The organism is Pseudarthrobacter sp. NIBRBAC000502771 (assembly GCF_006517215.1).
GTDB classification, from domain to species: Bacteria; Actinomycetota; Actinomycetes; order Actinomycetales; family Micrococcaceae; genus Arthrobacter; species Arthrobacter niigatensis.
This window is the reverse complement of record NZ_CP041187.1, coordinates 2,139,638-2,165,496: the sequence shown is the minus strand read 5'-3', so window position 1 is coordinate 2,165,496 and position 25,859 is coordinate 2,139,638. Positions and strand designations below refer to the sequence as shown.

At 67.1% G+C, this 25,859-nt stretch carries 25 protein-coding genes; 6 read left to right on the top strand and 19 right to left on the bottom strand.

The window, feature by feature from the left end; genetic code table 11:
* Nucleotides 1-23: 23 nt before the first annotated feature.
* A complete protein-coding gene (locus NIBR502771_RS10125; protein ID WP_141159644.1) occupies nt 24-983 on the top strand; it encodes an amino acid ABC transporter permease in 960 nt (319 codons plus the stop codon).
* Nucleotides 980-1,756 carry an amino acid ABC transporter ATP-binding protein gene (locus NIBR502771_RS10120; RefSeq protein ID WP_141159643.1) on the top strand — a complete coding sequence of 259 codons (777 nt, stop codon included), beginning with the start codon at nt 980-982 and terminating at the stop codon, nt 1,754-1,756. The genes NIBR502771_RS10125 and NIBR502771_RS10120 overlap by 4 nt, the downstream gene beginning before the upstream one ends.
* A gap of 99 nt (nt 1,757-1,855) precedes the next feature.
* Here NIBR502771_RS10120 and menD read toward each other — a convergent pair whose 3' ends face one another.
* Nucleotides 1,856-3,607 (bottom strand): 2-succinyl-5-enolpyruvyl-6-hydroxy-3-cyclohexene-1-carboxylic-acid synthase, encoded by a 1,752-nt coding sequence (gene menD / locus NIBR502771_RS10115; RefSeq protein ID WP_246839897.1) that lies wholly within the window; start codon nt 3,605-3,607, stop codon nt 1,856-1,858.
* A 314-nt stretch (nt 3,608-3,921) separates the two neighbouring features.
* Between menD and NIBR502771_RS10110 the strand changes: the two genes are divergently transcribed.
* Nucleotides 3,922-5,010 carry a LacI family DNA-binding transcriptional regulator gene (locus tag NIBR502771_RS10110; RefSeq protein WP_141159641.1) on the top strand — a complete coding sequence of 363 codons (1,089 nt, stop codon included), beginning with the start codon at nt 3,922-3,924 and terminating at the stop codon, nt 5,008-5,010.
* 42 nt (nt 5,011-5,052) lie between these two features.
* Here NIBR502771_RS10110 and NIBR502771_RS10105 read toward each other — a convergent pair whose 3' ends face one another.
* The 5 genes from NIBR502771_RS10105 to NIBR502771_RS10085 all read right to left on the bottom strand — a co-directional run bounded on the left by NIBR502771_RS10105 (nt 5,053) and on the right by NIBR502771_RS10085 (nt 12,110).
* Complete coding sequence (locus NIBR502771_RS10105; protein WP_141159640.1) at nt 5,053-6,447, bottom strand: glycoside hydrolase family 32 protein; 1,395 nt, start codon at nt 6,445-6,447, stop codon at nt 5,053-5,055.
* A gap of 32 nt (nt 6,448-6,479) precedes the next feature.
* The gene (locus NIBR502771_RS10100) at nt 6,480-7,382 is read right to left on the bottom strand and encodes a carbohydrate ABC transporter permease (RefSeq protein WP_141159639.1); all 903 of its coding nucleotides are present in this window, start codon (nt 7,380-7,382) and stop codon (nt 6,480-6,482) included.
* Nucleotides 7,383-7,390: 8 nt separating this feature from the next.
* Nucleotides 7,391-8,392, bottom strand: a complete 1,002-nt coding sequence (locus tag NIBR502771_RS10095; protein WP_141159638.1) for a carbohydrate ABC transporter permease — start codon at nt 8,390-8,392, stop codon at nt 7,391-7,393.
* A complete protein-coding gene (locus NIBR502771_RS10090) occupies nt 8,389-9,810 on the bottom strand; it encodes an extracellular solute-binding protein (protein ID WP_141159637.1) in 1,422 nt (473 codons plus the stop codon). Before NIBR502771_RS10090 ends, NIBR502771_RS10095 begins: the two co-directional genes overlap by 4 nt.
* Before the next feature lie 233 nt (nt 9,811-10,043).
* Nucleotides 10,044-12,110 carry a PhoX family phosphatase gene (locus NIBR502771_RS10085; protein WP_141159636.1) on the bottom strand — a complete coding sequence of 689 codons (2,067 nt, stop codon included), beginning with the start codon at nt 12,108-12,110 and terminating at the stop codon, nt 10,044-10,046.
* A gap of 304 nt (nt 12,111-12,414) precedes the next feature.
* Here NIBR502771_RS10085 and NIBR502771_RS10080 point away from each other — a divergent pair, with 304 nt between their 5' ends.
* Nucleotides 12,415-13,587, top strand: coding sequence for a serine hydrolase (locus tag NIBR502771_RS10080; protein WP_141159635.1), 1,173 nt, complete (start codon nt 12,415-12,417; stop codon nt 13,585-13,587).
* A gap of 34 nt (nt 13,588-13,621) precedes the next feature.
* Here the strand turns inward: NIBR502771_RS10080 and NIBR502771_RS10075 are convergent, their stop codons facing one another.
* The 6 genes from NIBR502771_RS10075 to NIBR502771_RS10050 all read right to left on the bottom strand — a co-directional run bounded on the left by NIBR502771_RS10075 (nt 13,622) and on the right by NIBR502771_RS10050 (nt 19,245).
* The gene (locus NIBR502771_RS10075; protein ID WP_018768635.1) at nt 13,622-13,864 is read right to left on the bottom strand and encodes a hypothetical protein; all 243 of its coding nucleotides are present in this window, start codon (nt 13,862-13,864) and stop codon (nt 13,622-13,624) included.
* Nucleotides 13,865-14,022: 158 nt separating this feature from the next.
* Nucleotides 14,023-15,063, bottom strand: a complete 1,041-nt coding sequence (locus tag NIBR502771_RS10070) for an o-succinylbenzoate synthase (RefSeq protein ID WP_141159634.1) — start codon at nt 15,061-15,063, stop codon at nt 14,023-14,025.
* 31 nt (nt 15,064-15,094) lie between these two features.
* A complete protein-coding gene (corA, locus tag NIBR502771_RS10065) occupies nt 15,095-16,111 on the bottom strand; it encodes a magnesium/cobalt transporter CorA (RefSeq protein WP_141159633.1) in 1,017 nt (338 codons plus the stop codon).
* Nucleotides 16,108-16,635, bottom strand: coding sequence for a GbsR/MarR family transcriptional regulator (locus NIBR502771_RS10060; protein WP_246839872.1), 528 nt, complete (start codon nt 16,633-16,635; stop codon nt 16,108-16,110). The genes corA and NIBR502771_RS10060 overlap by 4 nt, the downstream gene beginning before the upstream one ends.
* The gene (locus NIBR502771_RS10055; RefSeq protein WP_246839871.1) at nt 16,632-18,254 is read right to left on the bottom strand and encodes an ABC transporter permease; all 1,623 of its coding nucleotides are present in this window, start codon (nt 18,252-18,254) and stop codon (nt 16,632-16,634) included. The genes NIBR502771_RS10060 and NIBR502771_RS10055 overlap by 4 nt, the downstream gene beginning before the upstream one ends.
* Before the next feature lies 1 nt (nt 18,255).
* On the bottom strand, nt 18,256-19,245 hold the full coding sequence (locus NIBR502771_RS10050) for an ABC transporter ATP-binding protein (protein ID WP_141159632.1): 990 nt from the start codon (nt 19,243-19,245) through the stop codon (nt 18,256-18,258).
* Between the two features lie 53 nt (nt 19,246-19,298).
* Between NIBR502771_RS10050 and NIBR502771_RS10045 the strand changes: the two genes are divergently transcribed.
* A complete protein-coding gene (locus NIBR502771_RS10045; protein WP_141159631.1) occupies nt 19,299-20,483 on the top strand; it encodes an MFS transporter in 1,185 nt (394 codons plus the stop codon).
* A 36-nt stretch (nt 20,484-20,519) separates the two neighbouring features.
* A complete protein-coding gene (locus tag NIBR502771_RS10040) occupies nt 20,520-21,425 on the top strand; it encodes a phosphatase PAP2 family protein (RefSeq protein WP_141159630.1) in 906 nt (301 codons plus the stop codon).
* A 4-nt stretch (nt 21,426-21,429) separates the two neighbouring features.
* Here the strand turns inward: NIBR502771_RS10040 and NIBR502771_RS10035 are convergent, their stop codons facing one another.
* The 7 genes from NIBR502771_RS10035 to NIBR502771_RS10005 all read right to left on the bottom strand — a co-directional run bounded on the left by NIBR502771_RS10035 (nt 21,430) and on the right by NIBR502771_RS10005 (nt 25,770).
* Nucleotides 21,430-21,735 (bottom strand): hypothetical protein, encoded by a 306-nt coding sequence (locus NIBR502771_RS10035; protein ID WP_141159629.1) that lies wholly within the window; start codon nt 21,733-21,735, stop codon nt 21,430-21,432.
* 51 nt (nt 21,736-21,786) lie between these two features.
* On the bottom strand, nt 21,787-22,476 hold the full coding sequence (locus tag NIBR502771_RS10030; protein WP_141159628.1) for an acetyltransferase: 690 nt from the start codon (nt 22,474-22,476) through the stop codon (nt 21,787-21,789).
* A 309-nt stretch (nt 22,477-22,785) separates the two neighbouring features.
* Nucleotides 22,786-23,160: a VOC family protein gene (locus NIBR502771_RS10025; RefSeq protein WP_141159627.1), complete on the bottom strand. Its 375-nt coding sequence runs from the start codon at nt 23,158-23,160 to the stop codon at nt 22,786-22,788.
* Between the two features lie 277 nt (nt 23,161-23,437).
* Nucleotides 23,438-23,926: a hypothetical protein gene (locus NIBR502771_RS10020; RefSeq protein ID WP_141159626.1), complete on the bottom strand. Its 489-nt coding sequence runs from the start codon at nt 23,924-23,926 to the stop codon at nt 23,438-23,440.
* Complete coding sequence (locus tag NIBR502771_RS10015) at nt 23,927-24,556, bottom strand: signal peptidase I (RefSeq protein ID WP_141159625.1); 630 nt, start codon at nt 24,554-24,556, stop codon at nt 23,927-23,929. It abuts the gene before it with no gap.
* Nucleotides 24,546-25,157, bottom strand: a complete 612-nt coding sequence (locus tag NIBR502771_RS10010) for a hypothetical protein (RefSeq protein WP_141159624.1) — start codon at nt 25,155-25,157, stop codon at nt 24,546-24,548. The genes NIBR502771_RS10015 and NIBR502771_RS10010 overlap by 11 nt, the downstream gene beginning before the upstream one ends.
* Nucleotides 25,158-25,230: 73 nt before the next feature.
* Nucleotides 25,231-25,770, bottom strand: a complete 540-nt coding sequence (locus tag NIBR502771_RS10005) for an alternate-type signal peptide domain-containing protein (protein WP_141159623.1) — start codon at nt 25,768-25,770, stop codon at nt 25,231-25,233.
* Between the last annotated feature and the right edge of the window lie 89 nt (nt 25,771-25,859).

Below are 25,859 nucleotides of genomic sequence, written 5' to 3'. Positions count from 1 at the left end.
CCGACGACAAGTCAGGTGTGCACATGGACGGCCAGCATAAGGACGACGCACCGGTACTGAACAAAGCGGTGCCGGTGCGGCACCCGGGCCGCTGGATCAGCGCTTTCATCATCCTGGCGCTGGTGGTTCTGTTCCTGCAGAGCCTGTTTACCAACCCCAACTTCCGCTGGGATGTGGTGGGCACCTACATCCTGGACGTCAAGGTGGTCCAGGGCGTGGGCTGGACGCTTCTGCTGACGGTCACTTCCATGGTCCTGGCCATCGTCCTGGCCATCCTGCTGGCGTTCATGCGCCAGTCCGACAATCCCGTGTTCCGCTGGTCCAGCTGGGTGTGGGTGTGGTTCTTCCGTGGAACACCCGTCTACACGCAGCTGGTGCTGTGGGGCCTGATTTCGGTTCTGTACCCCAAGATCAGCGCGGGCGTGCCGTTCGGACCCGAGCTCTTCAGCCTGGACACCGCGGCAGTCATCAACGCCACCGTGGCAGCCATCCTGGGCCTTGGCCTGAACGAATCGGCCTACCTCGCGGAAATTTTCCGCGCGGGCCTGAAGTCCGTTGACCGCGGGCAAATGGAGGCGGCCGAGGCATTGGGCATGGGCAAGACAAAGATCATGTGGCGGATCATCCTGCCGCAGGCCATGCGCGTCATTGTTCCGCCCACGGGCAACGAAACCATCGGCATGCTGAAGACCACCTCGCTGGTCCTGGCCGTGCCGTTCACCCTGGACCTCACCTTCGCCACCAACGCCCTGGCCAACCGGACCTACCTTCCGGTTCCGTTGCTGATCGTGGCCGCGATTTGGTACCTGGTGATCACCAGCATCCTGATGGTGGGCCAGCACTACATTGAGGCGTACTACGGCAAGGGCGTCGACAATCTCGCGCCGGCGGGCAAGCCGGTGGCCAAGTCGGCCCGCGTGGCCCTGAGCCAGGACGGCGGACGGTCGATGGAAACGGACTTCCCCGAGGAGAGTGCACGATGACCGTCACAGCAGAGAAGCCGCTGGTCAAGATCGAGGGCCTCCACAAGTACTACGGGCACCACCATGTTCTCCGGGGCATCGACATGACCGTCAACCAGGGCGAAGTATCGGTGGTGATCGGGCCCTCGGGTTCCGGCAAGTCCACCATGCTGCGCTGCGTGAACCTCCTTGAGAGCATCAGCGCCGGGCGGATTTCCGTAGGTGGCCAGCTGATTGGCTACCGTGAGGTCAACGGCAAGCTCCACGACCTCAAGACCAAGGAAATCGCCGCCCAGCGCCGCGAAATCGGCATGGTGTTCCAGCGGTTCAACCTGTTCCCGCACAAGACCGCGCTGCAGAACGTCATGGAAGCGCCGGTGCATGTCAAGGGCCAGTCCAAGGCTACCGCCCAGAAGCGTGCGCTTGAGCTGCTGGACCGGGTGGGGCTGGCGGACCGCTCAGGCCACTACCCGTCGCAGCTCTCGGGCGGCCAGCAGCAGCGCGTTGCCATCGCCCGGGCCCTGGCCATGGACCCGGAACTCATGTTGTTCGACGAGCCCACCTCGGCACTGGACCCGGAGCTGGTGGGCGATGTCCTGAACGTGATGAAGGACCTGGCCAAGTCCGGCATGACCATGATCGTGGTGACCCACGAGATCGGCTTCGCCCGCGAGGTGGGCGACACGCTGACCTTCATGGACGGCGGTGTGGTAGTGGAATCGGGCGATCCCCGCGAGATCATCGCCAACCCGCAGCACGCGCGCACCAAGGAGTTCCTGGGCCGCGTGCTCTGACCCCGTTCCACACTTCCGACGCTCAAAGGCCCTGTCGCTACCGGTATTCCGGCAGCGACAGGGCATTTCCGTGCCACAGCGGATTGTGCGCGTCGAAAGCTACTGCCCCGCCAGCACAGCCTCAACGGCGGCGGAGACTGCTTCCTTGATCCGGACGTGGAGCTCCCGCAGCGCCCGGCGGTCCGTGCGGACCTCCACGATGCTGCGCCCCTGTACTGGCCGGTCCAGCGCCTCGGCGAGTCCCGCCGTCGTACTCACCAGGGAATGCCCGACGCCGTACGCTGCGGCGAGTGCCGCGATGTCCACGGAGTGCGGGGTGCCGAAGAGGCGCTCTACGGCGTCTCCATAGAGGCCGCCCTCCTCCACTCCCCCGTGCTCGAGCAGGCTGAAGATGGCGCCGCCGGAATCGTTCAGGACCACGATCCGCAGGTCCGGCTGTTCTTCACCGGCGCCGAGGAGGAGCCCGCCCACGTCGTGCAGGAAGGTCACGTCGCCCAGCAGGACGGTGGTCTGCTGCCGTCCGCCGAGGGCGATGCCCGTGGCGGTGGAGATGGTGCCGTCGATGCCTGCCAGGCCCCGGTTGGCGTACACGGTGGCGGCCGGATCCGCGCCGGGAAGTCCGGCGAGGTCAACGTCGCGGATGCCGTTGGAGGAACCGAGCAGCAGCTGGCCGCGTGAGTGTTTCCAGACCAGCGCGGCCACGGACGGCCCGGTAGCGGCGGCCTCCGTTAAAACCACCCTGTCCAGCGCGTGCTGCGCGGCCGATCCAGCCAGGAGCCACGTGTCCAGCCAATCGGAGGCACCGCGGCCGGCGAACCCGGCGAGGTCCGTGAGGTTCTCCAGTGGGAGCTCGGTGCGCCGTCCCGGCTCGTACCAGGCCACCGGGACGGGCTGGTACAGGGCGGATTCGACGTCGGGACTGGCCAGCAGCGCCGCCACGGGGCGGGACAGCGTGGGCCGGCCGAACAGCACCACGCGCTCGATAGGCTGCGCGGAACCGGCCCGGAAATGTTCCAGCAGCAGCCGGTACGGGCCTACGGCGTTGGGCCCAAAGCGGGAGTTGGAGGAGGGCTCTGCGAGCAGCGGCAGGTTGTGGGCGCGGGCGAATGCTTCGGCAACCGGACCGGCGTCGTGCCCTGCGAGCACCACCGTTCGCCGCTCCGGCAGGGTGTCCGGGGCCGGCGGCAGGTTCATGACCAGCGGCTCGGATCCTACCCGATAACGCTGCCGCTCAACGGCCCCGGGGAGCCCCTCGTCAGGGGCGGGAACCAGCGGGTCGCGGAACGCGAGGTTGAGCTGGACCGGGCCCGGCGGAAAGTCCGGGAATGCGCCAGTTGCCGCTGAGAGTCCGGTCTGGATGGCCCGCTTGGGGTTGCTGCCGGCCCGAACGTCGGCGGCGAACCGGACGTGCTCGCCAAAGAGGTCCGGCTGCACGGTGGTCTGGTTGGCTCCGGTTCCGCGGAGCTCATCCGGCCGGTCTGCCGACAGGACAATCAGCGGGACGGCGGCGTGGTTGGCTTCCATCACGGCGGGCATCAGGTTTCCGACGGCGGTCCCGGACGTGGTGAGGACGGCCGCGGGTGAGCCGCTGGACAGGGCCAGGCCAAGTGCGGTGAAGCCTGCCGAGCGCTCATCGATCCGGACCAACAGGTCCACCCGGCCCGCGGCAGAGGCTTCGGCGAGGGCGTATGCCATGGGGGCCGACCGCGAACCCGGCGATACCACCACGTGCCGCACGCCGCCGTCGAGCAGGACGTCGACGGCGATCCTCGCCGCAGCGAGCGCGCTTAGCTCAGCGTCGGGGGCATCAGGGCTGCCCAGCCCAGGGGTGTCCGGGGCTGGTTCGTTCAACGAAGTCACCAAACCAGTCTGCCACCCTCCAACGCCCCATCACCTCCTGCCCCAATCCACCACACGCCCCATCACCTCCTGCCCCAATCCACCACACGCCCCATCACCTCCTGCCCCAATCCACCACACGCCCCATCACCTCCTGCCTTCATAGGCCCGAAAGGTGATGGGGCGTTGCCGAAAAGGGGGCGGGAGGTGATGGGGCGTTGCCGAAAAGGGGGCTAAAGGTGATGGGGCGTTGGGAGCGAGCGGAAGCTCACACGAGTTAGGTAAACTGCACCCAAGCAACAGACCCCAGCACCCGAAGGACGCCAATGAAGCGCAAGGCCACCGCCCTCGACGTCGCCAAGCTGGCAGGCGTTTCGCGCAGTGCCGTGTCGCTGGTACTGAACGGCCGCGGCGACGGAAACGTGGCGCTCGAAAGCCAGCAGCGGATCCGGGAGGCAGCGGCGGCGCTCAACTACTCCCCCAACAAAATCGCCCTGAGCCTGCGCAACCAGCAGTCGCGCATCATCGGAATCGTGTCCGACCAGGTGGTCACCAGCCCGTTCGACGGCAACATCATTGCCGGCGCGGATGCGGTGGCCCGGGAACATGGCTTCGTGACGGTGGTCATGGATACCGAACTGGACGAGTCCCGCGACGAGAGCGCCGTGGAAACCCTGCTGGACCGCCAGGTGGACGGCCTCATGTACGTGACCGTGGGGCTGCGGCCGTTGCACGTGCCCGCAAACATGGCGCGTGTCCCGTCGATCCTTGCCAACTGCTTCGATGACCGGCCGGAGGCAGGGCTTCCGGCCGTGATTCCTGACGAAGTGCGCGGCGGACGGGAAGCCGCGGAGCACGTAATGTCCTTGGGCCACCGGGACATCGCGTTCCTCGCCGGCGATTCCCTGACCCCCGCGGCGCCCCGCCGGATCGAGGGTTTCCGCGACGCCTTCAGCGGCGCGGGGATGCCTGTCACCCAGGACCGCGTCATCCAGGTGGGCTGGGACATCGACGCCGGCTTCCATGGCGCCATGAAGCTCCTCGAAGGGGTGGAACCGGCCGCCCGGCCCACCGCCATCCTGTGCGCCAACGACCGCCTGGCCATCGGAGTGGTGCTGGCCTGCTACCGCCTGGGCCTGAGCGTCCCGCAGGACGTGTCCGTGATGGGATACGACGACGAATTCCGCATCGCCAAGGCCATGGTTCCGGCGCTGAGCACCATGGCCCTGCCGCTCCGGGAAATGGGTGCGGCAGCCATGGCGTCGCTGCTCGCCGAGGTGGGGTCGGTGCCCGAAAGAACGTCCGACGACGGCGGCCCGGCTGCGGCCGCCGTCTCCGGCGCCGCGCGGGAGACGTTGGTCCCTTGCCGGCTGGTGGTCAGGGAGTCCACCGGCCCGGTCCCGGCCGGACGCTGAACGCGGCGCCGGCCGGGACCCACCTGACGGGTTCGGAGCGGGCTACGCGGGCCTGGCCAAGCTCCACACGTCCGCAGTTGCCCCAGCGGGAAGGCTCAGTTGCCACTCCTCACCCGCTGCCGGGTAGGCACGCAGTGTGGTGGCCACCGAGCCTGTACGGTACACCTCCACCAGGGAGGCGTCCACGAACACCCGCAGTTCCTCCCCTGCGTCGACGCTGCCGCTGAAGACCACCTGCCGGCTTCCGTTCCCCACCAGGAGCAGTTCCACCAGGCCCTCCCCGCCTGCCCTCACCACAGCCTCGGCGAAGGCCGGCAACGACACCGTCCCGGATGCCCGGCCGGTGCGCAGCCCTCCGCGGTAGGCACCCACTTCCGGGGCGGGGCTGACCGCAAGGGAACCGTCCACTATCGAAAGCTCGCGCGGGAAGGTCAGGACCCCCGCCCACCCGGCGGCGTCGATCTCTTCCTGGCTGCGGCCGCGGCGCCCGTCCCGCCCCGGACCTTCGTTGGCCCAGCCCCACAACAGGGCCCGGTTCTCCAGGGACACCACTTGCGGGGCGTAGAAGTCGCGGCCCAGGTCGGACTTTCCACCGGTCCGCGGCGTGAACACGGGCAGCCCTGTGGAAGGGTCTTCCGCCAGCGATCCGATCAGGTGGCCCACCCCGTTGGCGTGTTCGTGGGAGTCGCCGGCGAGCCAGAGCGAGAACATCATCAGCCAGGTGCCCCCGCCAGGGGCGCCGGTGTCGGGCACCTGCACCAGCTGCGGGCATTCCCAGATCTCCGCCGGGGTGAATGTGCCGGCCACCGGGTTCTCGGAGGTCAGCCAGATGCCCTGGTACTTCCAGTCGGACAAATCATCCACGGTATAGAGCAGCAGCGCGGCGTGCCCGTTGGCCAGTCCTGCGCCCTGCATCGCGTAGCGCCTGCCGTTGAAGCGGAAAATGAAGGGGTCCCGCACCGCGATGACCAATCCGTCGGCTGGCATGGTGGCGGCAACGTGGCCTGCCTGCTCCCAGCAGACAAGGTCCTCCGAGCCGCGGGCGATGACCACCTGGGAGTGGCCCCCGTCGCTGCGGACGCCGGAGTACGCAGCGGTGGGAACACCGTCGTCGTCCGTCACCACCCCTGTCCAGCAGCCGTACTCGTCCGGACCGCCGTCCTGCGGGCGGAGCGCCACCGGGTGCTCCTCCCAGCGGACCAGGTCCGCCGAGCTCACGTGTCCCCAGGCGATCCTGTGGTGCCGGGCCGAGTCCGGGTTGTACTGGAAGAACACGTGGTACCGGCCGTTGATGAAGCTGATGCCATTGGGATCGTTGATCCAGCCCTGCGCGGGGCGCGGGTGGAAGCGGGGGAAAGCGGGATCGGGGTGGGCGGCGGCTACGTCGTCGAAGGTGACGGTGCAGGGGTGGACGGCAGCGAGGTCCGGGGAGGTCATGGAACGGCCTTTCGGGCTTGAGGGAGGGAGGTTTACTTGCCGGTTCCGGCCGTGAGGCCGTCCTGCAGGGCGCGTTGGCCGAAGATAAAGACCACCAGCGCGGGAATCATGGACAGGACCACGCCTGCCAGGACCACCGAGATGCTTCCGGTGCCCAGGTTGCCCTGCAGTGAGACCAGGCCCAGCGGAAGGGTGAAGTTCTGTTCGGAAATGGTGAGGATCAGCGGGCGGAAGAACTCATTCCAGTGGAAGTTGAATGCCAGGATTCCCACGATCGCCATGCCGGGCATCGCAAGCGGCGCGTACACGGAACGGAATGTCCGCCACGGGCTGGCGCCGTCGATCGAGGCGGCTTCGGCTAGTTCGGCCGGCAGCCCCATGAAGTACTGGCGCATCAGGAACGTGCCGAACGCCGTCGGGATGGCCGGCAGGATCAGAGCGAGCAGGGTATCGGACAGGCCCATGCCGCGGATCAGCATGAAGACGGGGACGATCGTCACCTGTACGGGCACCATCATTGTGGCCAGCACGATCGAGAACAGCGCCCCGCGCCCGCGGAATTTCAGGTGCGCGAACGCGTAGCCGGCCAAGGCGGCGGAGACCATCTGGCCTACCGCGATCACGCCGGTGACCAGGGCGCTGTTGAGGACCAGCAGGAAAATATTCAGCTGCTTGAACACTTCCCCGTAGGAGGTGAAATCCGGGTTCCAGGGTATGAACGACGGCGGCAGCTTGAAGGATTCCGACGGCGACCGCAGCGACGTGGACAGGGTCCAGAGCACCGGACCGAGCGTCAGCGCGGCGGCGAGCAGCAGCAGGAGGATCCGGACCGCGAAGCTCCAATTGAACTTCTTCCGGTTGGGCGTGGTGACGGGGAGGCCTTCGGAGAGCCGGGGGGAATGTCCGGCAAGGCCGTGGTCAGTTGTGGTTGTCATGGCTGGCCTCACTGGTAGAAGACGAATCGTTTGCTGAGCCGGAACTGCGCGGCCGTGATGGCCATGATGATCAGCGTGAGCAGCACGCCGATGGCGGACGCCTGGCCGAATTCGAGCCGCTGGAAGGCTGATTCGAAAATCACCATGACGGCGGTGCGGGTGGAGTCACCGGGGCCGCCTCGGGTCAGGACGTAGGGCTGGTCGAAGACCTGCAGGGCGCTGATGATGGCCATGACCGACGCGACCAGGGTGGTGGGGCTCAGCAGCGGCAGCGTCACGTGGAGGTGCTTGCGCCAGCCGGTGGCGCCGTCAATCGCGGCTGCCTCGTATGTCTCGACCGGAATGGAGGCCAGTCCGCCGATGAACAGGAGGAAGCTGAAGCCGAAGTTCTGCCAGACGTACACCAGGATCACGACGGCGGCCGATCCGCCGGGGGTGGTCAGCCAGGGCACGGCGGGGATGCCCACCAGGGACAGGAACCAGTTGACCACGCCGAACTGTTCGTTGAAGAGGTACCGCATGAAGATGGACACCGAGGCGGCGGACAGGATCAGCGGGAAGAAGAACGCGGACCGGAAGAACACCCGCAGCCATGCCGGCATCTTCTCCTGCACCATGACCGCCAGTGCCAGGGCGAGTCCCAGCTGGAGTGCCACGGCCACCACCACGAACACGATGGTATTCAGGAAGGAAACCCGCACGGTGGGGTCCTGGACCACTTCCGAGAAGTTGTCGAAGCCCACGAAGGTTGGTGCCGAAATGATGTCCCAGCGGAAGAAGGCCAGGACAACCGAAGCCACGATGGGGATCAAAGTGAAGAGGCCCATGCCCAGGATGGTGGGTGCCAGGAAGATCCAGGCCAGCCAGCGCTGGTTGTGCCTGGCTGCGCTGCGGCCGCCGGTGGTGCTGCCACCGCCGGTGCCGCTGGTGCCGGACGTGCGGGCCGTCGTCGTACTTGCCCGGCCGGCCGCCCGCTTGGGCCGTTCCCGGGGCGGGGTGGTGGTGCTCATGACTGCCTCCTCAGGGCAAGTTCAAGGTCGCGCTGCATGGATGCGAGGGCCTGCTTGAGCTGCTGCTCGTCCCCGCTGACGGCAAGGGAAACGTTCTTCATCAGGGCCGTTTCGACGGCGGCCTGCTGGGGTGGGGCCGGGATGGGGCCCGTGGTGGGGAACCGGTCCAGGGTGTCGTAGAAGACCTTCCAGTGGGCGGGACCCTTGCCGGCGTACAGCTGCTCGTTGACTATGGAACGGCGCGCCGGAGTGGTGATCGGGTTGGGGAAGATCAGTTCCATGGCCTCGCGGCTGGAGCTGAACTTGATCCATTCCCAGGCGGCGTCCTTGTCCTTGGCGGTCTTCATGATCGCGTAGCCGGCGGTGCCGAACTGGTGGCGCTGGGTTTTCCAGCGCGGGAAGAACTGGACGTCAAAGTCGTTTGCGCCCATGCCGGCTTCGTGCAGTCCCTGCACCCAGTAGCCGCCGGCCGGCGTCGTCCCGATGCGGTTGGACGCGAACAGCCCGACGAGCGAACTGCCGCCGCCTTCTTCCGGCCGGACGCCCAGGCCGTCTTTGACCAGGCCCCGGAGGTAGTCGAAGGACTCAAACACGCGGTCGTCGTTGGCGTTCGGTTCCAGCCACTGGTACCCGCCGGAGCGGAGGCTCCGGGAGGGATCGTTGGCGTAGAAGCCGTCCCACAGCCAGTCGCCGCCCGCGGACCTGGTTTCCTTGAGGAAGCTGGTGTCGTTGGCGTAAAGCCACGGCACCACCCCGCCGAAGAGCCGGTTGGTCCAGTAGTAGGGCGTGAAGTCAGAGGTCCGGGCCTTGCGCATCGCGGCGAGGCTGTTGCGGAAATCCATGTGGGTCCAGTCGTCCGCGGGCCGGTCCAGGCCTGCCTGCGCGAAGGCGGCGGTGTTGTAGTACATGTTGGCCGCATTCCAGTCCATGGGGAGCTGGTACAGGCTGCCCTTGTACATGAAGGCTTCCACCAGGCTGGGGTGGACGTCCTCGAAGAACTCGCGCATGTCCACGGCGTCGCGGCGGATGTACTCGTCCAGCGGGTGGGCAAGCTTTTCGGCGAACAGCTGGGCGCCCTCGGTGGCCACGTACACCACGTCCGGCGGGGTTCCGGCGGCCACCATGGTGAGGATCTTGGTGAAGAAGTCCTTCCAGTCAACGGCCTGGATGGCCTGGACCTTGACCCGGATATCCGGGTGGAGGCGGGTGAATGCGTCGATGGCACGCTGGCGGGCGGCGGCGTCCGCGGCGGTGCCCATGATGGCGATGCTGAGGCTGTTGTCTCCGCGGCCCGGTATATCCGTTCCGGAGAGCCGCGGCCACGACGCCACAGTTGCTCCGATGATTCCCGCGCCGAGGGCACCCAAGGCAGTACGGCGGGTGATGTCCCGCAGCTGCCCGTCTATGGCTCCGGTCATATCCTTTTCCTTCCTAACACGTGTTAGGAACTGTAAATGACCGGCCTAACACGTGTCAAGCATCACATCGAGGGGGCATCGCACTGCCCTTCCCGTAAACCCGAAACGCCCCATCACCTCCTGCCCCTAAAGCCGAAACGCCCCATCACCTCCTGCCGCAGCGGGCCGAAAGGTGATGGGGCGTCCGGGAAAAAGCGCCGAAAGGTGATGGCGCGTCCGTGGTGGGCAGGCCGTTAGCCGCGGAACACCTGGACCACTGCGGGACGGGGCGCGCGCACCTGGCCGGGGGCCGGCGTCGTGCCTGCCGGGACGTAGTCCGGGAAGAAGGAGTGCGGCGCCTCGAAAGTGCCTTCCTCGCCCGGGTGCTGCACGGAAACGAACACGGTGCGCTCGTCGTCGTGGATGACCGGGCCGCAGGTTTCGGCGTCGCGGGGAACGGAAAGGAACTGCTCCACCCTGCCGCGCTCGGCGCCGTCCAGGGTGACCTTGAAGAGGCCGTCGTTGTAGCCGATGCCGGAGGGGGCGCCGTCGGTGGAAATCCAGAGGTTGCCCACGGAGTCGAAGGCCACGTTGTCCGGGCAGGAGATGGGCGAGACTTTGTCCGCCGGGTAGCCGGAGAAGTAGGTGACATCGCCCTGCGCCGGATCGCCGCAGACCATCAGGAGGGTCCAGTTGAACAGGGTGGAGGTCTGGTCACCGGTCTCGGTGATTTCCACGATGTGCCCGTCGCGGTTCTGCGTGCGCGGGTTGACCTCCGTGGCGCCTTCCTTGGTGCCGGTGCCGCGGTCCGAGTTGTTGGTGCAGACCACGTACACCTTGCCGGTGTGCAGGCTGGGCTGGACGTCCTCGCAGCGGTCCATCTTGGTGGGGCCCACCTTGTCCGCGGCCAGGCGGGTGTACACCAGGACCTCCTCGACGGACATGCCGGGGACTGCGGACTTGCCGCCGACCACCAGCGGCAGCCATTCGCCGGTGCCGTCGAATGCGCCGTCGGAGGGGACCACACCGGTGCCTGTAATTTCGGCGGCCGGCGAGTTTCCGGTGAACTTGGCGACGTAGAGGTCGCCTTCGGAGAGCAGGTTCATGTTGTTCCTGCGGTCGCCTTCGACGTACTTGCCCTTGGAGACAAACTTGTAGAGGTAGTCGAACTTCTCGTCGTCGCCCATGTAGGCAACTACATGGCCGGATTCGGCCACAATCACGTTGGCGCCCTCATGCTTGAAGCGGCCCATCGCGGAGCGCTTCTTCGGGGTGGAGGTGGGGTCGAACGGGTCGACTTCCACGATCCAGCCGAAGCGGTTGGCCTCGTTCTCGTAGCCGGCATTGCGGGTGTCGAAGCGGGGGTCGTCCAGTTCCCACGTGCGGGCGGTGGGCTTGGCGGTGAGGCCGTAACGCTTGTCGCTGGCCGACGTGCCGGCGGAGACGAAGTAGCCGTTGAAGTTTTCCTCGCCGGAAAGGATGGTGCCCCAGGGGGTGGTGCCGCCGGAGCAGTTGCCGAACGTGCCCTTAATGGCGCGGCCGGACGGATCGGCCACGGTCTTCACCAGCGACGAGCCGGCAACGGGGCCGGTCAGTTCGTAGGTGGTGTCCGAAAGGTAGCGGCGGTTCAGCGGGGCGCCCTTGACGTAGCTCCACGGCTTGGTGGTGTTCTTGCGCTCGAGTTCCACCACGGCCAGGCCGTGCGCGGCGCGGCCGATGGCTCGGGTTTCCACCGGGTCGTAGCCGGCCGGGACCATGATGTTTTCGTTGGTGTACTCGTGGTTGGTGAACAGCACTGCGCGGCGGCCCTTGCTGCCCGGGATTTCCACGATGTCCGTGTAGTCGTTGTTGTAGCCGAACTGGCGGGCCTGGGCAGCGGCGGTCTGGTTGTTCAGGTCGAACTCGGGGGAATCGTTGAACAGCGGGTCGCCCCAGCGGATGATCGGCTGCCAGGTGAAGCCCTCCGGCACGGTGAAGGCGTCAACCGCTTTGTCCACGGGCTTGATGGCGGTGAACTGCAGCTTGGAGTTGCCGAAGCCTTCCTTGGCGGCCTTGGACAGGCCCGCGGCGGAGGCAGGCTCGGCGGAGCTTACGGCGGAACCGAGGGCGACGGCGAGCGCTCCGGCGGCGCCAAGGCCCAGGGCGGCGCGGCGGGACATGGTGGCGGAGGCGATGTCGCGGAAGTAGCTGTTGGAGCTGGTGTTGCTGACGTCGCCGGCGCAGGCGTTGTCGCACTTGAGCGCACAGGTGACAGGGCTGCGCTTGCCCTTGGTATGGCCGAGCATGGGCAGCAGGGTGAACTTGCGGGCAGTTTCAGACATGGGGAACCTTTCGAAGGAATGTCCTTGGGGTGCCCGATCACCCTTCCAGCCGCTTCCTAAGGAAACCCATCCATTTGATGAAGCCAGGGTTAACCGCCCGTGACCTGCAGGAACGTTTCATCCGTCAATGCAGGTGGTACAGCCCCGTTCCGTGGGTTGGCTGAACATCCAACGGCTGCTTCCCGCTGGCGGTGGGGGGACTTAAAATTGGAGTGCTGGGCGGACGGCGCCATCAGAGGTTTGGCCGGACACGGCGCTGCAGGCGGCCCAAACACGTCACCCTGTCCAGAGCGGATGCCCCGGCATGAGCACGAACAGACCTGCTTGGCGGCGGGCGGTCTTCGCCGCCGTCCTCGCCGTGACCGGCTGCACCTACACCCCGGACGAGCCCGTCCCCTCCCCAAGCTCCCCCAACCCGTTCGGTTCCCTTGAAAACCAGGTGAAGCTGTTCATGAACGACGGCGCGGTGGCCACCGTCGTGCAGGTCAAATGGCCGGAAGGTGAGTGGTCCAAGGCCTTTGGCATGCGCGACCTTGAAACGAGGACCCCGGCACAGCCCACCGACCGTGTGCAGATCGCCAGCGTCACCAAAACGATGACGGCCGTGGCAGTACTCAAACTCGTGGACGACCACCTCATCGGCCTGGACGACCCCGTAAACGATGTTATCCCCGGCTTCACAGCACTCAAGCCTCCGGGCCCCATCACGGTGAGACAGCTGCTCAGCCACACGTCTGGCATGCCGGAGGCCAACGATGCGTTGCCGCGCGACGTCGACTTCCGCCCAAGTGTTTCCCGAACGATGACGATGGAGCGGGGTTTGCAGCTGGCCGGCACCCTCCCGTGGGATGGGTCCAGCGTCGGCTCCTTTAGGTACTCGAACACGAACTACCTCGCACTCGGCCTGCTGATCCAGGAACTGCGGCATAAGCCCTTCACCACCGTCATGCGTGAGGAGATCTTTGGTCCGCTTGGCTTGAAGAGCACCACCCTGGACCACCTCGACCCGCTCGAATCCGGGCTTCTCCACGGCTATGTGACCCTCCGGGGTGAGCGGATCGATACCACTGACAACATCTTCAGTGCCGGTTCGCCGGCCGTGGGCGCCGTGTCGACAGTGGAGGACATGAACCACTTCATGGCGGCCCTTTTCCAGGGCCGGGCAATCTCCGCCGCGTCGTTGGGCGCGATGACGGCGAAGACCGTCTTCTCGCCGTACGGGTTGGGCCTCTGGGAACACGCAGATGGCTGCTCGCCCCAGCCGCGCTACGCGGGCAGGGGGCTCTTCTGGGATTATCAGACTGTGGCGGTCAGCAGCAGCGACGGGCGCTACCAGGCCGCGATGACCGTCACCACCCCGCCGCTTCCGACAGAGCTGGAGGATGAGTCCACCCAGAACATGCGCGAACTCCTGGTCGGCCAAATCGAGTCAACCCTCAACGAGGCCCTCGACCGGCTGTGCGCGCCGGCCAAATGAGGAAACACCACTCCCCGATTGGTGGCCGTCTTCCTCAACCCACGGGATGCCCGTGCGAGCAGTGGTCCTCCCCCGGCAGGATCTCGTGCCCCTGGATGCAGGTCCGTTGCGGGGCAAGGGGCCGGTCATGGCTGCTGAGGAAGATACTGCTGGAGGCACGCTCGATGCCCTCGTCCTCCCGCCTCAGCCATTCCGCCAGGTGCAGCCGGTGATGCTCCCCGGAGTTTTCCCGCTTTTTCGATTCATCCGCCTGATGCCTGAAAGGTATCTTCACCATGGCACTCGCGACCTTAAGTAACGTCCCTGTTCGGTGCAGGGAGGAACCGGTGGAACCATGATAGGAGCCCCGCAACCCTCCGGCAATCACCCGCAGGACGCTCCCTGCAGCGACATCCACGTCCGGCTAACTGCCATTTGGGGCGTGAAAACGGCAGCTTACTCAGCAGTCGCTGGGGTGAGGAGGGCGTGGACACGGCGGAGCCGGTCCAGCCACCAGTCCCGCCGGTCCGCGGGAGCCGCAAACCTTTCCAGCAGCCCGGCGTCGGCGGCCACGTCGCGGAGGCGGATGGCGCCGTCGTCGGCCACCAGGGGATCCAGGGCGACGTCGGATTCAAAAAGCGACACGGTGCCCAGGCCGCAGGCGTAGGGCAGGTCGGGCAGCGCGGCGGCCAGCGCCAGCCCGGCGCGGATGCCAACGGAGGTGTCAAGGGCGGAGCTGACGACGGCGGGGAGTCCGGCCTGTGCCACGATGTCCAGGGCGCGCCGCACTCCCCCGAGCGGCGCCACCTTGACCACGATCAGGTCCGCCGCGCCCGCCCGTGCCACCCGGAGGGGATCGGTTTCCTTCCGGACGCTCTCATCCGCCGCGATCAGCACCGGCGTCCCGGCCTCCTGCAACCGCCTCCGGACTTCCGCAAGGCCCTCGATGGAAGGCACCGGCTGCTCGGCGTACTCCAGCCCAACGGGCGCCAGCCGGGTCAACGCCTCCACGGCGCCGGGCACGTCCCAGCCGCCATTGGCATCCACGCGGATGGCGGCGTCCGGCAAAGCGGCGCGCACGGCACGCAGCCGGGATACGTCGTCGTCCAGTGACTGCCCCCGCTCCGCCACCTTGACCTTGACGGCGTCCACCCGGCCGAACCGTGCCAGCACATCCGGTACCCGGTCCGCGGCGACGGCGGGCACCGTGGCGTTGACCGGCACCGACGTCCGCACCGGGTCCGGGAACCCCTGCCATCCCGCCTCGATGGCCGCGGCCAGCCAGCGCGAGGCCTCGGCGTCGCCGTACTCCGGGAAGGGGCAGAACTCGCCCCAGCCCACTGGACCGCGCAGCAGGAGGGATTCGCGTTGCATGATGCCGCGGAACTTCACCCTCATGGGCAGGGTGACCACGTGGGCGTCCGCAAGCAATCCGTCGAGGGGCGGAACTGGCCGGGGCGTGCCATGGGGGGAAGGCGGAAAACCGGGGTTGGGCATGCCGCTTACTGTACGCGGCGGGCCGCGTGGTTCAGATCCATTTGTTGTGCTTGAACGCCAGGTAAAGGACCAGGCCCATGGCCACCATCAGGCCCAGCGCATAAGGGTAGCCGTAGGTCCAGGCCAGTTCGGGCATGTTGGTGAAGTTCATGCCGTAAATGGATGCCACCAGGGTGGGAGCGAACAGGATGGCAGCCCAGGAGGAGATGCGTTTGACCTGTTCGTTCTGTTCAAAGCTGGACTCGGTCATGCGCTGCATTTCATCGTTCTGGCGCTGGGCCACCAGGGCGGCGTTGACGGCCAGGGCGTTCTGCAGCAGGGCGCGGAAGGAGGCAACGCGTTCGTTGAGCCGGATGACATGGTCCAGGACATCCCGGTAGTGGTCCCGGAGTTCTGTTGCCTGGTCGCGGTCCGGAGTTCCGGCCATCAGGGCCTGCAGGATCCCGGCGAGCGGGCTGGTGGCCCGCTGGAAGGTGATGACCTGGCGGGACAGCTCGTAGATCCTGCGGGACACGTCGGGATCGGCCCCGAAGAGGTCGTCCTCGATTTCGTCGATGTCGTTCTCCAGGCCGGCCACCACGGGCTCGTATTCGTCCACCACCTGGTCCAGGATTCCGTAGAGCACCGCGTCGGGGCCCAGGGCCAGGAACTCCGGCATGGCCTCCATGCGGCGGCGGACTTTGGCCAGGTCCGGGGACTCTGCGTGACGGACGGTGACAACGTACTCATCGCCCACGAAGACGTGGATTTCGCCGAAATCGACCTTCTCCACGTCGTCCCGGTACCTTGCGGGCCGCAGTACCAGGAACAAGCACTCGCCGTAGTGCTCCAGCTTGGCCCGCTGGTGGCCGGCGAGCGCGTCCTCGACGGCCAGGGCATTGAGGTCGAATTCCTCGCCTACGGACTGCAGTTCCTCAGGGTCGGGCCGGTAGAGGCCGATCCAGGCCATCCCCTCGCGCTGCCGGAGCAGGAAGTACGTCTCGTCGAGGTCTTCGGGGTCCTCGGTGCGGAGCCCGTTCACATATACCGCGTTGTCGATGATGGTCACGGCGCCGCCTCCCGCTCATGCTCCCAGTCGTCCAGCAGGGCCGGCATCCGTGAGTTGAGGAACCGGTAGAACCGCGCCATGTCCGCCACGCGTGCCCGTGCCGGGGATCCTTCCGGGAGCGTTTCGGCGGTGGCATCCGTCAGTGCCGCAAGCTTGTCGTAAACCGGGCTGTTCCGCATGGACACCACGTACCACTCGTCTTCATGCAGCGCGTACAGGTCGCGGCGGCTGCCCGGCTGCGAGATCCGGTGCACGAAGCCCACCGTCTGCAGGTAGCGCACGGCGCCGGAGACCGCCGCCGCACTGGCCCCCAGCCGTTCCGACAGTTCTGCCGCGGTAAGGCTGCCCTGTTCCGAGGACACCAGCGCCAACAGCGTCCGGGCGGGCATCTTGGGGAACCCCGCCGCGGCGAACGCGGCGGCCGTCCGTTCGGCCGCAGCGGCGGTGGCGTCCACACCAGGGGCACCCGCACCAGCGCCGCCCGTCAGCTCGTCCAGAGCGGCCACCTCGGCATCGGCGCTCATGCCGACCCCACCTCCCGCCGCCGCATCACCGCGACAGCCAGCGCCCCGGCCACCGCGGCAATGGCCAGCATCCACCACGCTCCGCTCCAATCAGTCGCGTCACCGCGCGGCACGGGCGTGTGGGTGAACGGGGACAGGTCGCGCAGGCTTTGGTCGATGCCCAGCATGCCGCCGAAAATACCCAGCATCACGCCCAGGGCCAGCAGCCCCCAACTGGCGGCGACGGTGGCGGCAGGCCACAGGACAAACACCAGGGCGGGCACCGCGAGGTATATCAGGGCCGCCGGCAGCTGGGCCACGGCGGTCTGCCAGAGGGCATCGGCCGGCATGGACCCGTCCCCGGTGCCGGTGAGCGTGGCCCACGCCCCGACCGCGGCGAGGCCTACCACCAGCACCACGGCGGCCGCGCCCAGCAGCAGGTACCCGGCAAGCCACCGGACCCGCCCCACCGGAGCGGACAGCAGCAGTTCGGCGGTCCCGGCTGCTTCCTCCTGCCGCAGCCTGATCACCGCCTGCAGTGCGCATGCTGCCGCAAGGACCCCGGCCATCATGAACAGCACGGAGACCATGAGCTGGGTCAGTGAGGTCCCCTGCGACTGGAGCATGGCCCGCAGCACCGCGGTGATGTTCGTGTCAGGGGTGTCGACGGCGGCAATCGCCTTCCCCAGCGACCCCGCCAGCAGCCCCAGGGCCAGGCCGCTGAGCCCCCACCCGATGATCGATCCTGACTGCAGGCGGAGGGCCAGGGCCGCCGGGCTCCGCAGCGAGGCCCGGGCGCCGGGCCGTCCCGGCCGCGTATCCCAGACACTCGCGCCGGCGTCGCGCGCGCCCAGGATCAGCCACGCCGCGGCGAGGCAGGCCACGCCGAGTGAAACGACCAGCAGCAGCGGCCAGGTGCGGTTCCCTGAGTAGGCGAAGGTCTGCTGGCCCCAGCCGATGGGTGAGAACCAGCTGGCCGCGCCTTCGGTCATGGTGGTCCCGTCCGCCCCCGGCGTTCCGGTGGCGTCGCCGATCCCGCGCACCACGTAGGCCAGGACCACCAGCGCGGCCGAGGCGCCGTTGGCCCCGCGTGAGGTCCCCATGAACTGGGCCACGAGCAGACCCATGCCCAGGAAGGCGAGGCCGACGGCGCCCGTTGCGGCTCCGGCGGTCAGGGAACCCTGTGGGTCCAGGCCCTGGGCGGCGAACCCGGCAAAGACCGCGAGGGCCACCAGGATGTTGGCCGTGGTGCCGTGGAGCAGGGTGGCGGTGTAGGGCAGCAGCCGGCCTGCCGGCGTGGCGGCGATGAGTTCGGCGGCGCCGGTCTCCTCGTCCGCCCGCGTGTGGCGCACGGCGAGGAAGGTACTCATCAGGCCGGCCAGCAGGGCAAGGAAGGCGTAGATCAGGAAGAACGTGAAGGCTCCCTGGTCCGCTCCGCGGGGAAGGCCGCGCAGCATCAGGATGGCGGGCGTGGCGATCGCCACTTGCAGGATCTCGGTGCGGCTGGCTGCATTGCCGTAGGTCTGGGTGACGGCTGCGGCCGCGAACAGCGCGAATGCCCCGATGGCCACCACCCAGCTGACCAGTTGCCAGCGGTCCCGGCGCAGCCGCTGGCCCCAGAGGACCAGGAGGACGCCCATGTCAGCCCCGCCCCCTCGCGCCGAGCAGGTGCCGACGGGAACCGTGCTGGTCTTCGCCGGAGGCGCCGGCGGGGGTGCCTTCGTCCGCGGGGGCGTCGCCGTAGTGCCGCAGGAACAGCTCTTCGAGCGACGGCGGAACGATCGTCAGGCCCTGTACGCCCAAGGCGCCCAGCGCGGGCAGTACCTCGGCGATCCGGTCCGAATCGGCGGTGAACCTGATCCGCCCGGCGTCGTATGCCAGGTCATGCACCGCACCCAGCCGGGCCAGGGCCTCAGCGTCCAGGCCGTCCGCGGCGAAGGAAACCTCTGACCTGGTGAGGTGCCGCAGGGAGTCCAGCGTGCCGCCGTCGACAATCCTGCCGGCACGGATGATGCTCACACGTTGGCAGAGCACCTCCACCTCGGAGAGGATGTGGCTGGACAGGAGCACGGTGGCACCACGTTCGACGGCGGCCAGCAGCTCCCGCCGGAACACTTCCTCCATGAGCGGGTCAAGGCCGCTGGTGGGCTCGTCCAGGAGGTAGAGCTCGGCTTCGGTCGCCAGTGCGGCGATCAGCGCGACTTTCTGCCGGTTGCCCTTGGAATACGCGCGTCCCTTCTTGGCCGGGTCGAAGTCGAAGACCTGGCACAGGCGGTCCTTCCGGCGGTGGTAGGCGGCAGCGTCGGTGGTGCCGCCGCGAAGCCGGGAGAGCAGGTCGATGGTTTCGCCGCCGGACAGGTTGGGCCAGAGCCGGACGTCACCGGGAACGTAGGCCAGGCGGCGGTGCAGTTCCACGGCCTGGGTCCACGGCTCAAGCCCCAGGACGATGGCGGACCCGGAGGTGGCCTTGGCCAGGCCCAGGAGGACGCGGAGCGTGGTGGATTTCCCGGCGCCGTTCGGGCCGAGGAAGCCGTGGATTTCCCCCCGTTGGACGTCCAGGTCCAATCCATCGAGGGCCCGGACCTGGCCGAAGTGTTTGTGCAGCTTCACTGTCTGGACAACGGTGTTCATGGTTCAAGTCTTCGAAGTTTTCACAACTTTGTGAAGGTACTAAAGTCCCAGCTATGAGCTCCGACAGTTCCCCGCCAGGCGCGCAGGCCACCCGCCAGGCAACGGCGCCACTCTACGCTGCGGGATTCGTCACGGCTTTCGGAGCCCACAGCATCGCAGCGGCTTTGGGCGCGGAGAGCGAAAACATCGGCCTGACCCTGCTTAACCTCGGCATCCTCCTGGCCCTCTACGACGTGGCCGAGGTCTTCCTGAAACCCGTGTTCGGCGCCCTGAGCGACCGCATTGGCGCCAAGCCCGTCATTGTCGGCGGGCTGTTCGCCTTCGCCGCGCTGTCCCTGATTGGCCTCGGCGCAGCTGACCCGCTGCTCCTTGCCCTCGCCCGGCTGGGACAAGGCGCGGCGGCCTCGGCGTTCTCCCCGTCGTCGTCCGCCATGGTGGCAAGGATGGCCCGCGGCGGAAAAGCCGGAACCTACTTTGGCCGGTACGGGTCCTGGAAGAGCCTGGGCTACATCATTGGGCCGCCGCTGGGCGCCGGGCTGATCCTGGCCGGCGGTTTCCCCTTGCTCTTCGGCGCCCTGTCCGCGCTGGCGGCGGCCACGGCCGTGTGGGTGCTGCTCTCGGTGCCGCATCTGGCACCCCTGCCGCGGAAGCGGTATACGGTGATGGACCTGGCGCGGCAGGTGGGCGAGCGCCGTTTCCTGGTCCCCACCCTGGTGCTTGCCGCGTCGACCGGGGCGCTCGGTGCCGCCGTCGGCTTCCTCCCCGCGCTGGCCACCCGCCACGGGCTTGATGCGTTCGCCGGAACGGCCGCGGTGAGCGTGGTGGCTCTGGGCTCGGTGCTGACGCAGCCGTGGATCGGAAGGCTGCGGGACCGGCACGCCGTCAGCGACAACAAGGGCACGACGACGGGCCTGCTCCTGGTTGCCGCGGGCATCGCTTTGGTGGCGACGACTCCGGGAGTGGTCACCATCTTCCTCGCGGCGGCGCTGATCGGGTGCGGGATCGGCGTGGCCACCCCGCTGGGGTTCGCGCACCTGGCGGACACCACGCCGCCGGAGCGGATGGGCCGGACCATGGGCTCGGCAGAGCTGGGGCGCGAACTCGGGGATGCCGGCGGACCCCTGCTGGTGGGGGCCATCGCCACGGCATCGGCCCTGCCGTTCGGGCTTGGCGCGCTGGCACTGCTGGTGGCTGCCGCTGCCATTCCCCGGCTGGACCCGGTCAGGCCTTCCGCCTGAGCGGCCTTCCAGCTTTTTGTGTCAGGGTTAATGGCGATGACTTCTTCACGGCAACTCTCCACCAGGACTCCGGCCCGGCCTGCCCCGGGCTCGGCGTTCCTGTTCGTGCTGTCCACTGTGGCGTGCGTCGCCGGGCTGCTTGCCACCTACTACTTCTTTGTCCAGACCACCACGGGCCAGTTCATTGATGAGTCCGCGCTGGTGGAAGCGGTACAGATCCACGGACCTGCCGGCAAGGCCGCCACCCAGTTCCTCGACTGGCTGCCCACCATTTCACTGGTGATGGCCGCCGTCGTGGTCCTGTTTGTCACCGTAATCCGGCGGCACTGGGTTGAAGCCGGGATTGCCGTGGCAGCGTGCATCGGGGCGAACGTTGCCACCCAGGTGCTCAAGGACCTGCTGCCGCCGCGCCCGGACAAGGGGGTACTGACTTTGGAGCTGAACTCGCTGCCCTCCGGCCACACCACCCTGGCCGCGTCCGCTGCGGCGGCGGTGTTCCTCATGGCCTCACCCCGCTGGCGCCCGATGGCCGGCTTCATTGGCGGCTCCTTCGCCATCGCGTCCGGGGTGTCCACGCTGATCAACCAGTGGCACCGGCCGGCCGACGTGGTGGCCGCGTTCCTGCTGGTGGGCGCCTTCATGATTCCGGCGGGCTGGCTGATCCTCCGGCGCGGGTCGTGGAACGAGTGGGACGGGTTCGGTGACCATATCGGCTCTGCGCGGATCTGGCTCACGCTGCCGGTGCTGATCGGACTGGCCTCAGCCGGTGTGGCGGTCTATTCGCTGATCCGGATCGCACCGAGCCCTTGGCAGGAATCCAGCACCACCAACTACTTCTGGGCCGGCATCTCCCTGATCGTGATCGCGGGCTACCTGGCCACCGTGGCCACAACGTCGCTGTTTGCGTTTGCCGCACGCCGGCGGGACGTCCACAGGCGGTAGCCGCTCAGCCCGCGGTTTCCCCGAAGTCCCGTCCTATGCTTTCCTCCATGGCTGCGGCAAGTTCAATCTCATCCAAGTATCGGGCGGCAGGCCGGCCCGTGGCCTTGGCCAGCCGGTCGAGCGTGGCCAGGTGCTGCCGGGCCAGCTCAATGGCCAACTCCTCCACGATGCTGGGGCCGTTCCGGACCACCAGGTCGCTGAGGTACGCACGGAGGCTGCCGGCGGGGCGGCCCTTCGTTTCGATGTCCGCAGCAACGAGCCTGGTCAGGGCAGCCGCGGCGAGTGCCGGTTTATCGCTGAACAGTTCCACGGTGTTCCCTCAGTAACGGTGGCAGGGAACGGACGACGCCCCCGCGAGTAGCTACAATGTAGCGTCTCCATGCCTGCCCCGTAAGGGTCCATAGTCCGGGTTTTCGGTGGTTGCGGCCTCCGCGCGGGCGGGCACACCGGCCCACGTTTCGTGCTCAGGAACGTTGTGCGTCACCGCTGAGCGCATCCCGACGTGGGAGTAGTCCCCCACCACCAGCCCGTCGCCAATCCCGGCGTTCATGCCCAGGTGCGCCGCCCGGCCAATCCGCGTGCCTTCCCCTACCGAGACGCGGGGATGCAGAGTGGCGAAGTCATCCACGCTGGCGCAGCATCCCACGGTGACGTGCGGCTTCAAGAGCACGTGCCGTCCGATGCGGGCCTGCGGGGAGATGGTGGCGTTCCGCATCACAATGCTGCCGGGGCCGATCCGGGAATCCCTGGGGACCCGCACATCCGGGTCCACCACGGTGGCGTACCGGTCCTCGTGCACGCCGAGGCGGGAAAGCCGGCCCACCAAGCCTTCCCTGTCGCGCCCGGAGGGAAGGCAGACGCTGAAAAACGCCTTAGTGAAGGCAGGCGCGTCAGCGAGCGCGCCCATCACCACCGTGCCTTCGATGGTGGTGCCCAGCAGTTCCGCGTCATCATCCAGGATCCCCAGGACGTCGTACTGCCCGCTGGTCCGGACCGCGGCCAGCACTTCCCGGGCCAGTCCGCCCATGCCCAGCAGCATCAACTCGCTCAATGTGCGCCTCTTCCAGTCCCTGCTCCGTTGCAGGAATGTCGTTCGGCCCGTTCACCAGCTGCTTGATACTTGGCTGTCCCCAAACCCTATGCCGGACTTGCGCGGCAGGAAAGGCCTCGGGGCGCAAATATCCAGGAGGGCCCCCTCCGTAGCACGGCCGGGCTTACCGCCGGGAAGTCTTGAGCCAACCTTGAGGATTTGCGGTCCCCGGGCTTGATGGGGGCGATGGATAGTTGCTGGTGCCTGGGCGGCGTTTTGAAGTGGGCGCCACCAGGCATTCCTGCTTTTCCGGCGCGCGGCGGCCGTCGATCAGGGCTCGAGCCGCCTGCGCAGGAGGCAGAATTCGTTCCCTTCGGGGTCCTGCAGGACGTGCCACTGCTCGTCGCCGGCCTGCCCCACGTCCGCCGGCCGTGCGCCGAGGGCCAGCAGCCGTTCCAGCTCGGCGTCCTGGTCCCGGTCCACGGGGTTGACGTCGATGTGCAGCGGAAGCCTCCCCACCCGCGGGTTGCTGCTGGGGCTCAGGATGATCGTGGGCTGCAGTCCGCCGAACCCGGCTTCCGGCCCGATCTCAATCGCCCCGTCCTCCCTGTCCAGCTCCACATAACCAAGGACTTCACTCCAGAACCGCGCGAGCAGTTCCGGGTTGGTGCAGTTCAGGACCAGTTCACTGATGCGGCATGACATAGTGCCAGTGTAAGGACCGTGTGGTGCTACGACGCGGATTTTCCTCCTCGACCCGGCTCTTCCCCGCCGCGGCCCACAGCCACCTTCGACCCGCTTCTCCTTCTTCGACTCGCGCATTCCCTTGCGCGGCCCACATTCCAGGAGCGTCGCGGACGACGTCGGTCGGAGAAGCATTTGCGCGTCGCCAGAATCCCGGGAACCAGCTCGGCGGGAGACGGTGCCACTGCATGGGGGGATGCAGCGGCACCTTCTTCCGCCGAGCTGGCAAGAGGAAAGCTCAGGCGCAATAAATCTTCTTGTTTCCCGTGCCGATCTCCAGGCCCACCTTCACATACGCGGTGGCCTGGGCACCGCCTGCGAATGCGGCCACAATCCTGACCGTCGCCGGGGTGGTGGTGACCTGGGTGAAAATCGTGGAGTCTCCGAAGAGCGATACGCTCCCGGAAGTACCGAACGGGCCGGCCAGGTCCGAACTTGCCCCGTAGACCCCGTTGGTTCCGGCTGCCGAGAAGGTGAGCTTCGTTGGAGGCTCGGAGAAACCCGAGTATGCCAGGGATACGTACTTGTTCGCGTTGTCTACGTTGCTGCACACGGGGGTGTTGAACACAGGTTGGGACCAGGTTCCGGATGCGGTGACGGTCATGGTCGCGGTCGCGCTTTGCTGCCAGAGTGCGGACGCGGAGGCGGCGCCGGCACCGAGCAGCACCGTAAGTACGAAGGCCCCGACGGCGAGCGCCGCGCCTGGAAGGGTCCGGAACCGTGCCATCTACGCAGCCTCCGCAGCCGGCTCATCGCCCTTTCGGGTCTTGCGGAGGGACGTGTATACCGTGATGGCTCCATAGCCGATCAGCGCCACCGCTGCGATCACCGTCCATGTGCCACGGTCTGAGTTCCCCAGGAAGTTCGCTACGAAACCCACGTACGGGACGGCGTAGAACAGCTTGCCTTTGACCTGGATGGCGCGGACAGGTTCTGCATCGTTGGCTCCGTTGTTGTCGCCCCTGGTGATCAGGGTCTTTTCGCCCTGCTGGGTTGAACCGAAGCCGACAATCCGGTGCGTTTCCACGTCCGGCCGGCCGGAATAGAGCTGGAAGGTGATGACGTCGCCGTACTTGAGTTCGTCGAACGGCGCGGGCTTCATCACCATGAACGTTCCCGGCGGGTACTTCTGGACCATGGACTTGGTGAGGATCGTGTAGGACTGTGAACCCGTCGCCACCGGCACCACAATCAGTACCAGGGCGGCGAACAGTGCCACCAGCATGGCGGCCATGCTCAGGAAGCGTCCGACGGCGGTCCAGGCGGCTTTGCGCCCGCGTGCCGGCTTTGGCGCGGCTGCCGGAGATTCGGGTTCGGTGTCTCCGCCGAGAAGGCGTTCGGTCAAGTCAGCAGCCACTGGGCACCCCGCAGAGTTGACGTGCGGTGAGTGGAAGGGAGATCGTCACTGCTTGTCCTTTCACTGTTGACGGGGTGCCGGAGGCGAGGCTGACCTGGAAGCAGAAGATGGTGGACGCGCCTTTGCCCACCGTGGGCGAGACGAGGCCGCTGGTGCCGATCTGCGCGTAGCCGGTGCTGGAGCTGCATTCCGTCGAGGAAACGGCGGTCTTCGCGCTCACGATGATGTAGGTGGCAAGGACTCCGCCGTTGAGGTTCGCCAGGCTCGGCGCCCCTACGGTGATGGCGGTGTTGAACTGGCCGCCGGCGTTGGTGTTGTTGGTGACCACCACGCCGCCGTAGACCGAGGTTCCCGGCCCTAAGGTCCCTGCCGGAGACAAGGTCAGGGTCGCCGAGGTCTTCCCGTCCGCGAGCGTCATGTTGGTCGTCGTGCCGGTGTTGACCGCCTGCAGCGTCGTATCGAATGACGCCGACGTGATGGTGCCCGGAGTTGCCGATGCCACGGCATTCCAGAGTGCGTAGGTTCCCTGCACGGTGAACAGGCCCAGGACCACTGCGAAGGCGACCAAAGCTGCCGTCTGCAGCCTGCGCTTCGTGCGCATGGTCCCCTCCTGGTTGTCGTCCTGTTGCCTGATCACCAAGCGGGTGGCCGTTCAGCCACCCGCCATCGTCCGACTAAGACAGGCCAGGCTGAGTAACCTGCTGCAGAGTAAACTTCACATCCGCGAAGTTGTACGTGTCCTTGACATTTTCAAGACCCGGCGTGGCCGATTTGAAGTTGAAGGTGATTGAGGCCGTGACGTTCTGGTCTGCGCCAGTCGGCTTCAAAGGGTTCGCTACGGTGGCTGCGCCAATCTTGAGTAGCGGGTCGGAAACGACAACGTTGTTGCCTGTAAAGCCTGAATTGGGTCCAACCCCTGCGGCCGTGATACTGGCTGCCATTTTGTCCCCCAGAAGAGTGACGGTGAGGTTCTGGGTAAAGGTCAAGTTGTCACCCGGAACTACCCTGTAGTTCTTGATGTCAATTTCTTTGCCCGCACCGTCAGTCCAGACGCCGGTTCCGGCCTTGGCAACATTCAGGTCACCGGCGATGATGCTGCCTGGAGCAGCCGAGGTCGATGCGTTCCAGTTGGCCAGGGTACCCCCGCCGCCCAGCAGCAATGCAGCGCCGACGGCGATAGCGGCAGTTCCCTTAACCAGAGTGCTGTTCTTCATGATGTCCCCTCAGACTTTGTGGTGTTCGTTCCTTTTGTCTAACTGGGGACCACTTTGCACGCCCAACCTCAGGAAGCGAGGGGGTAAAG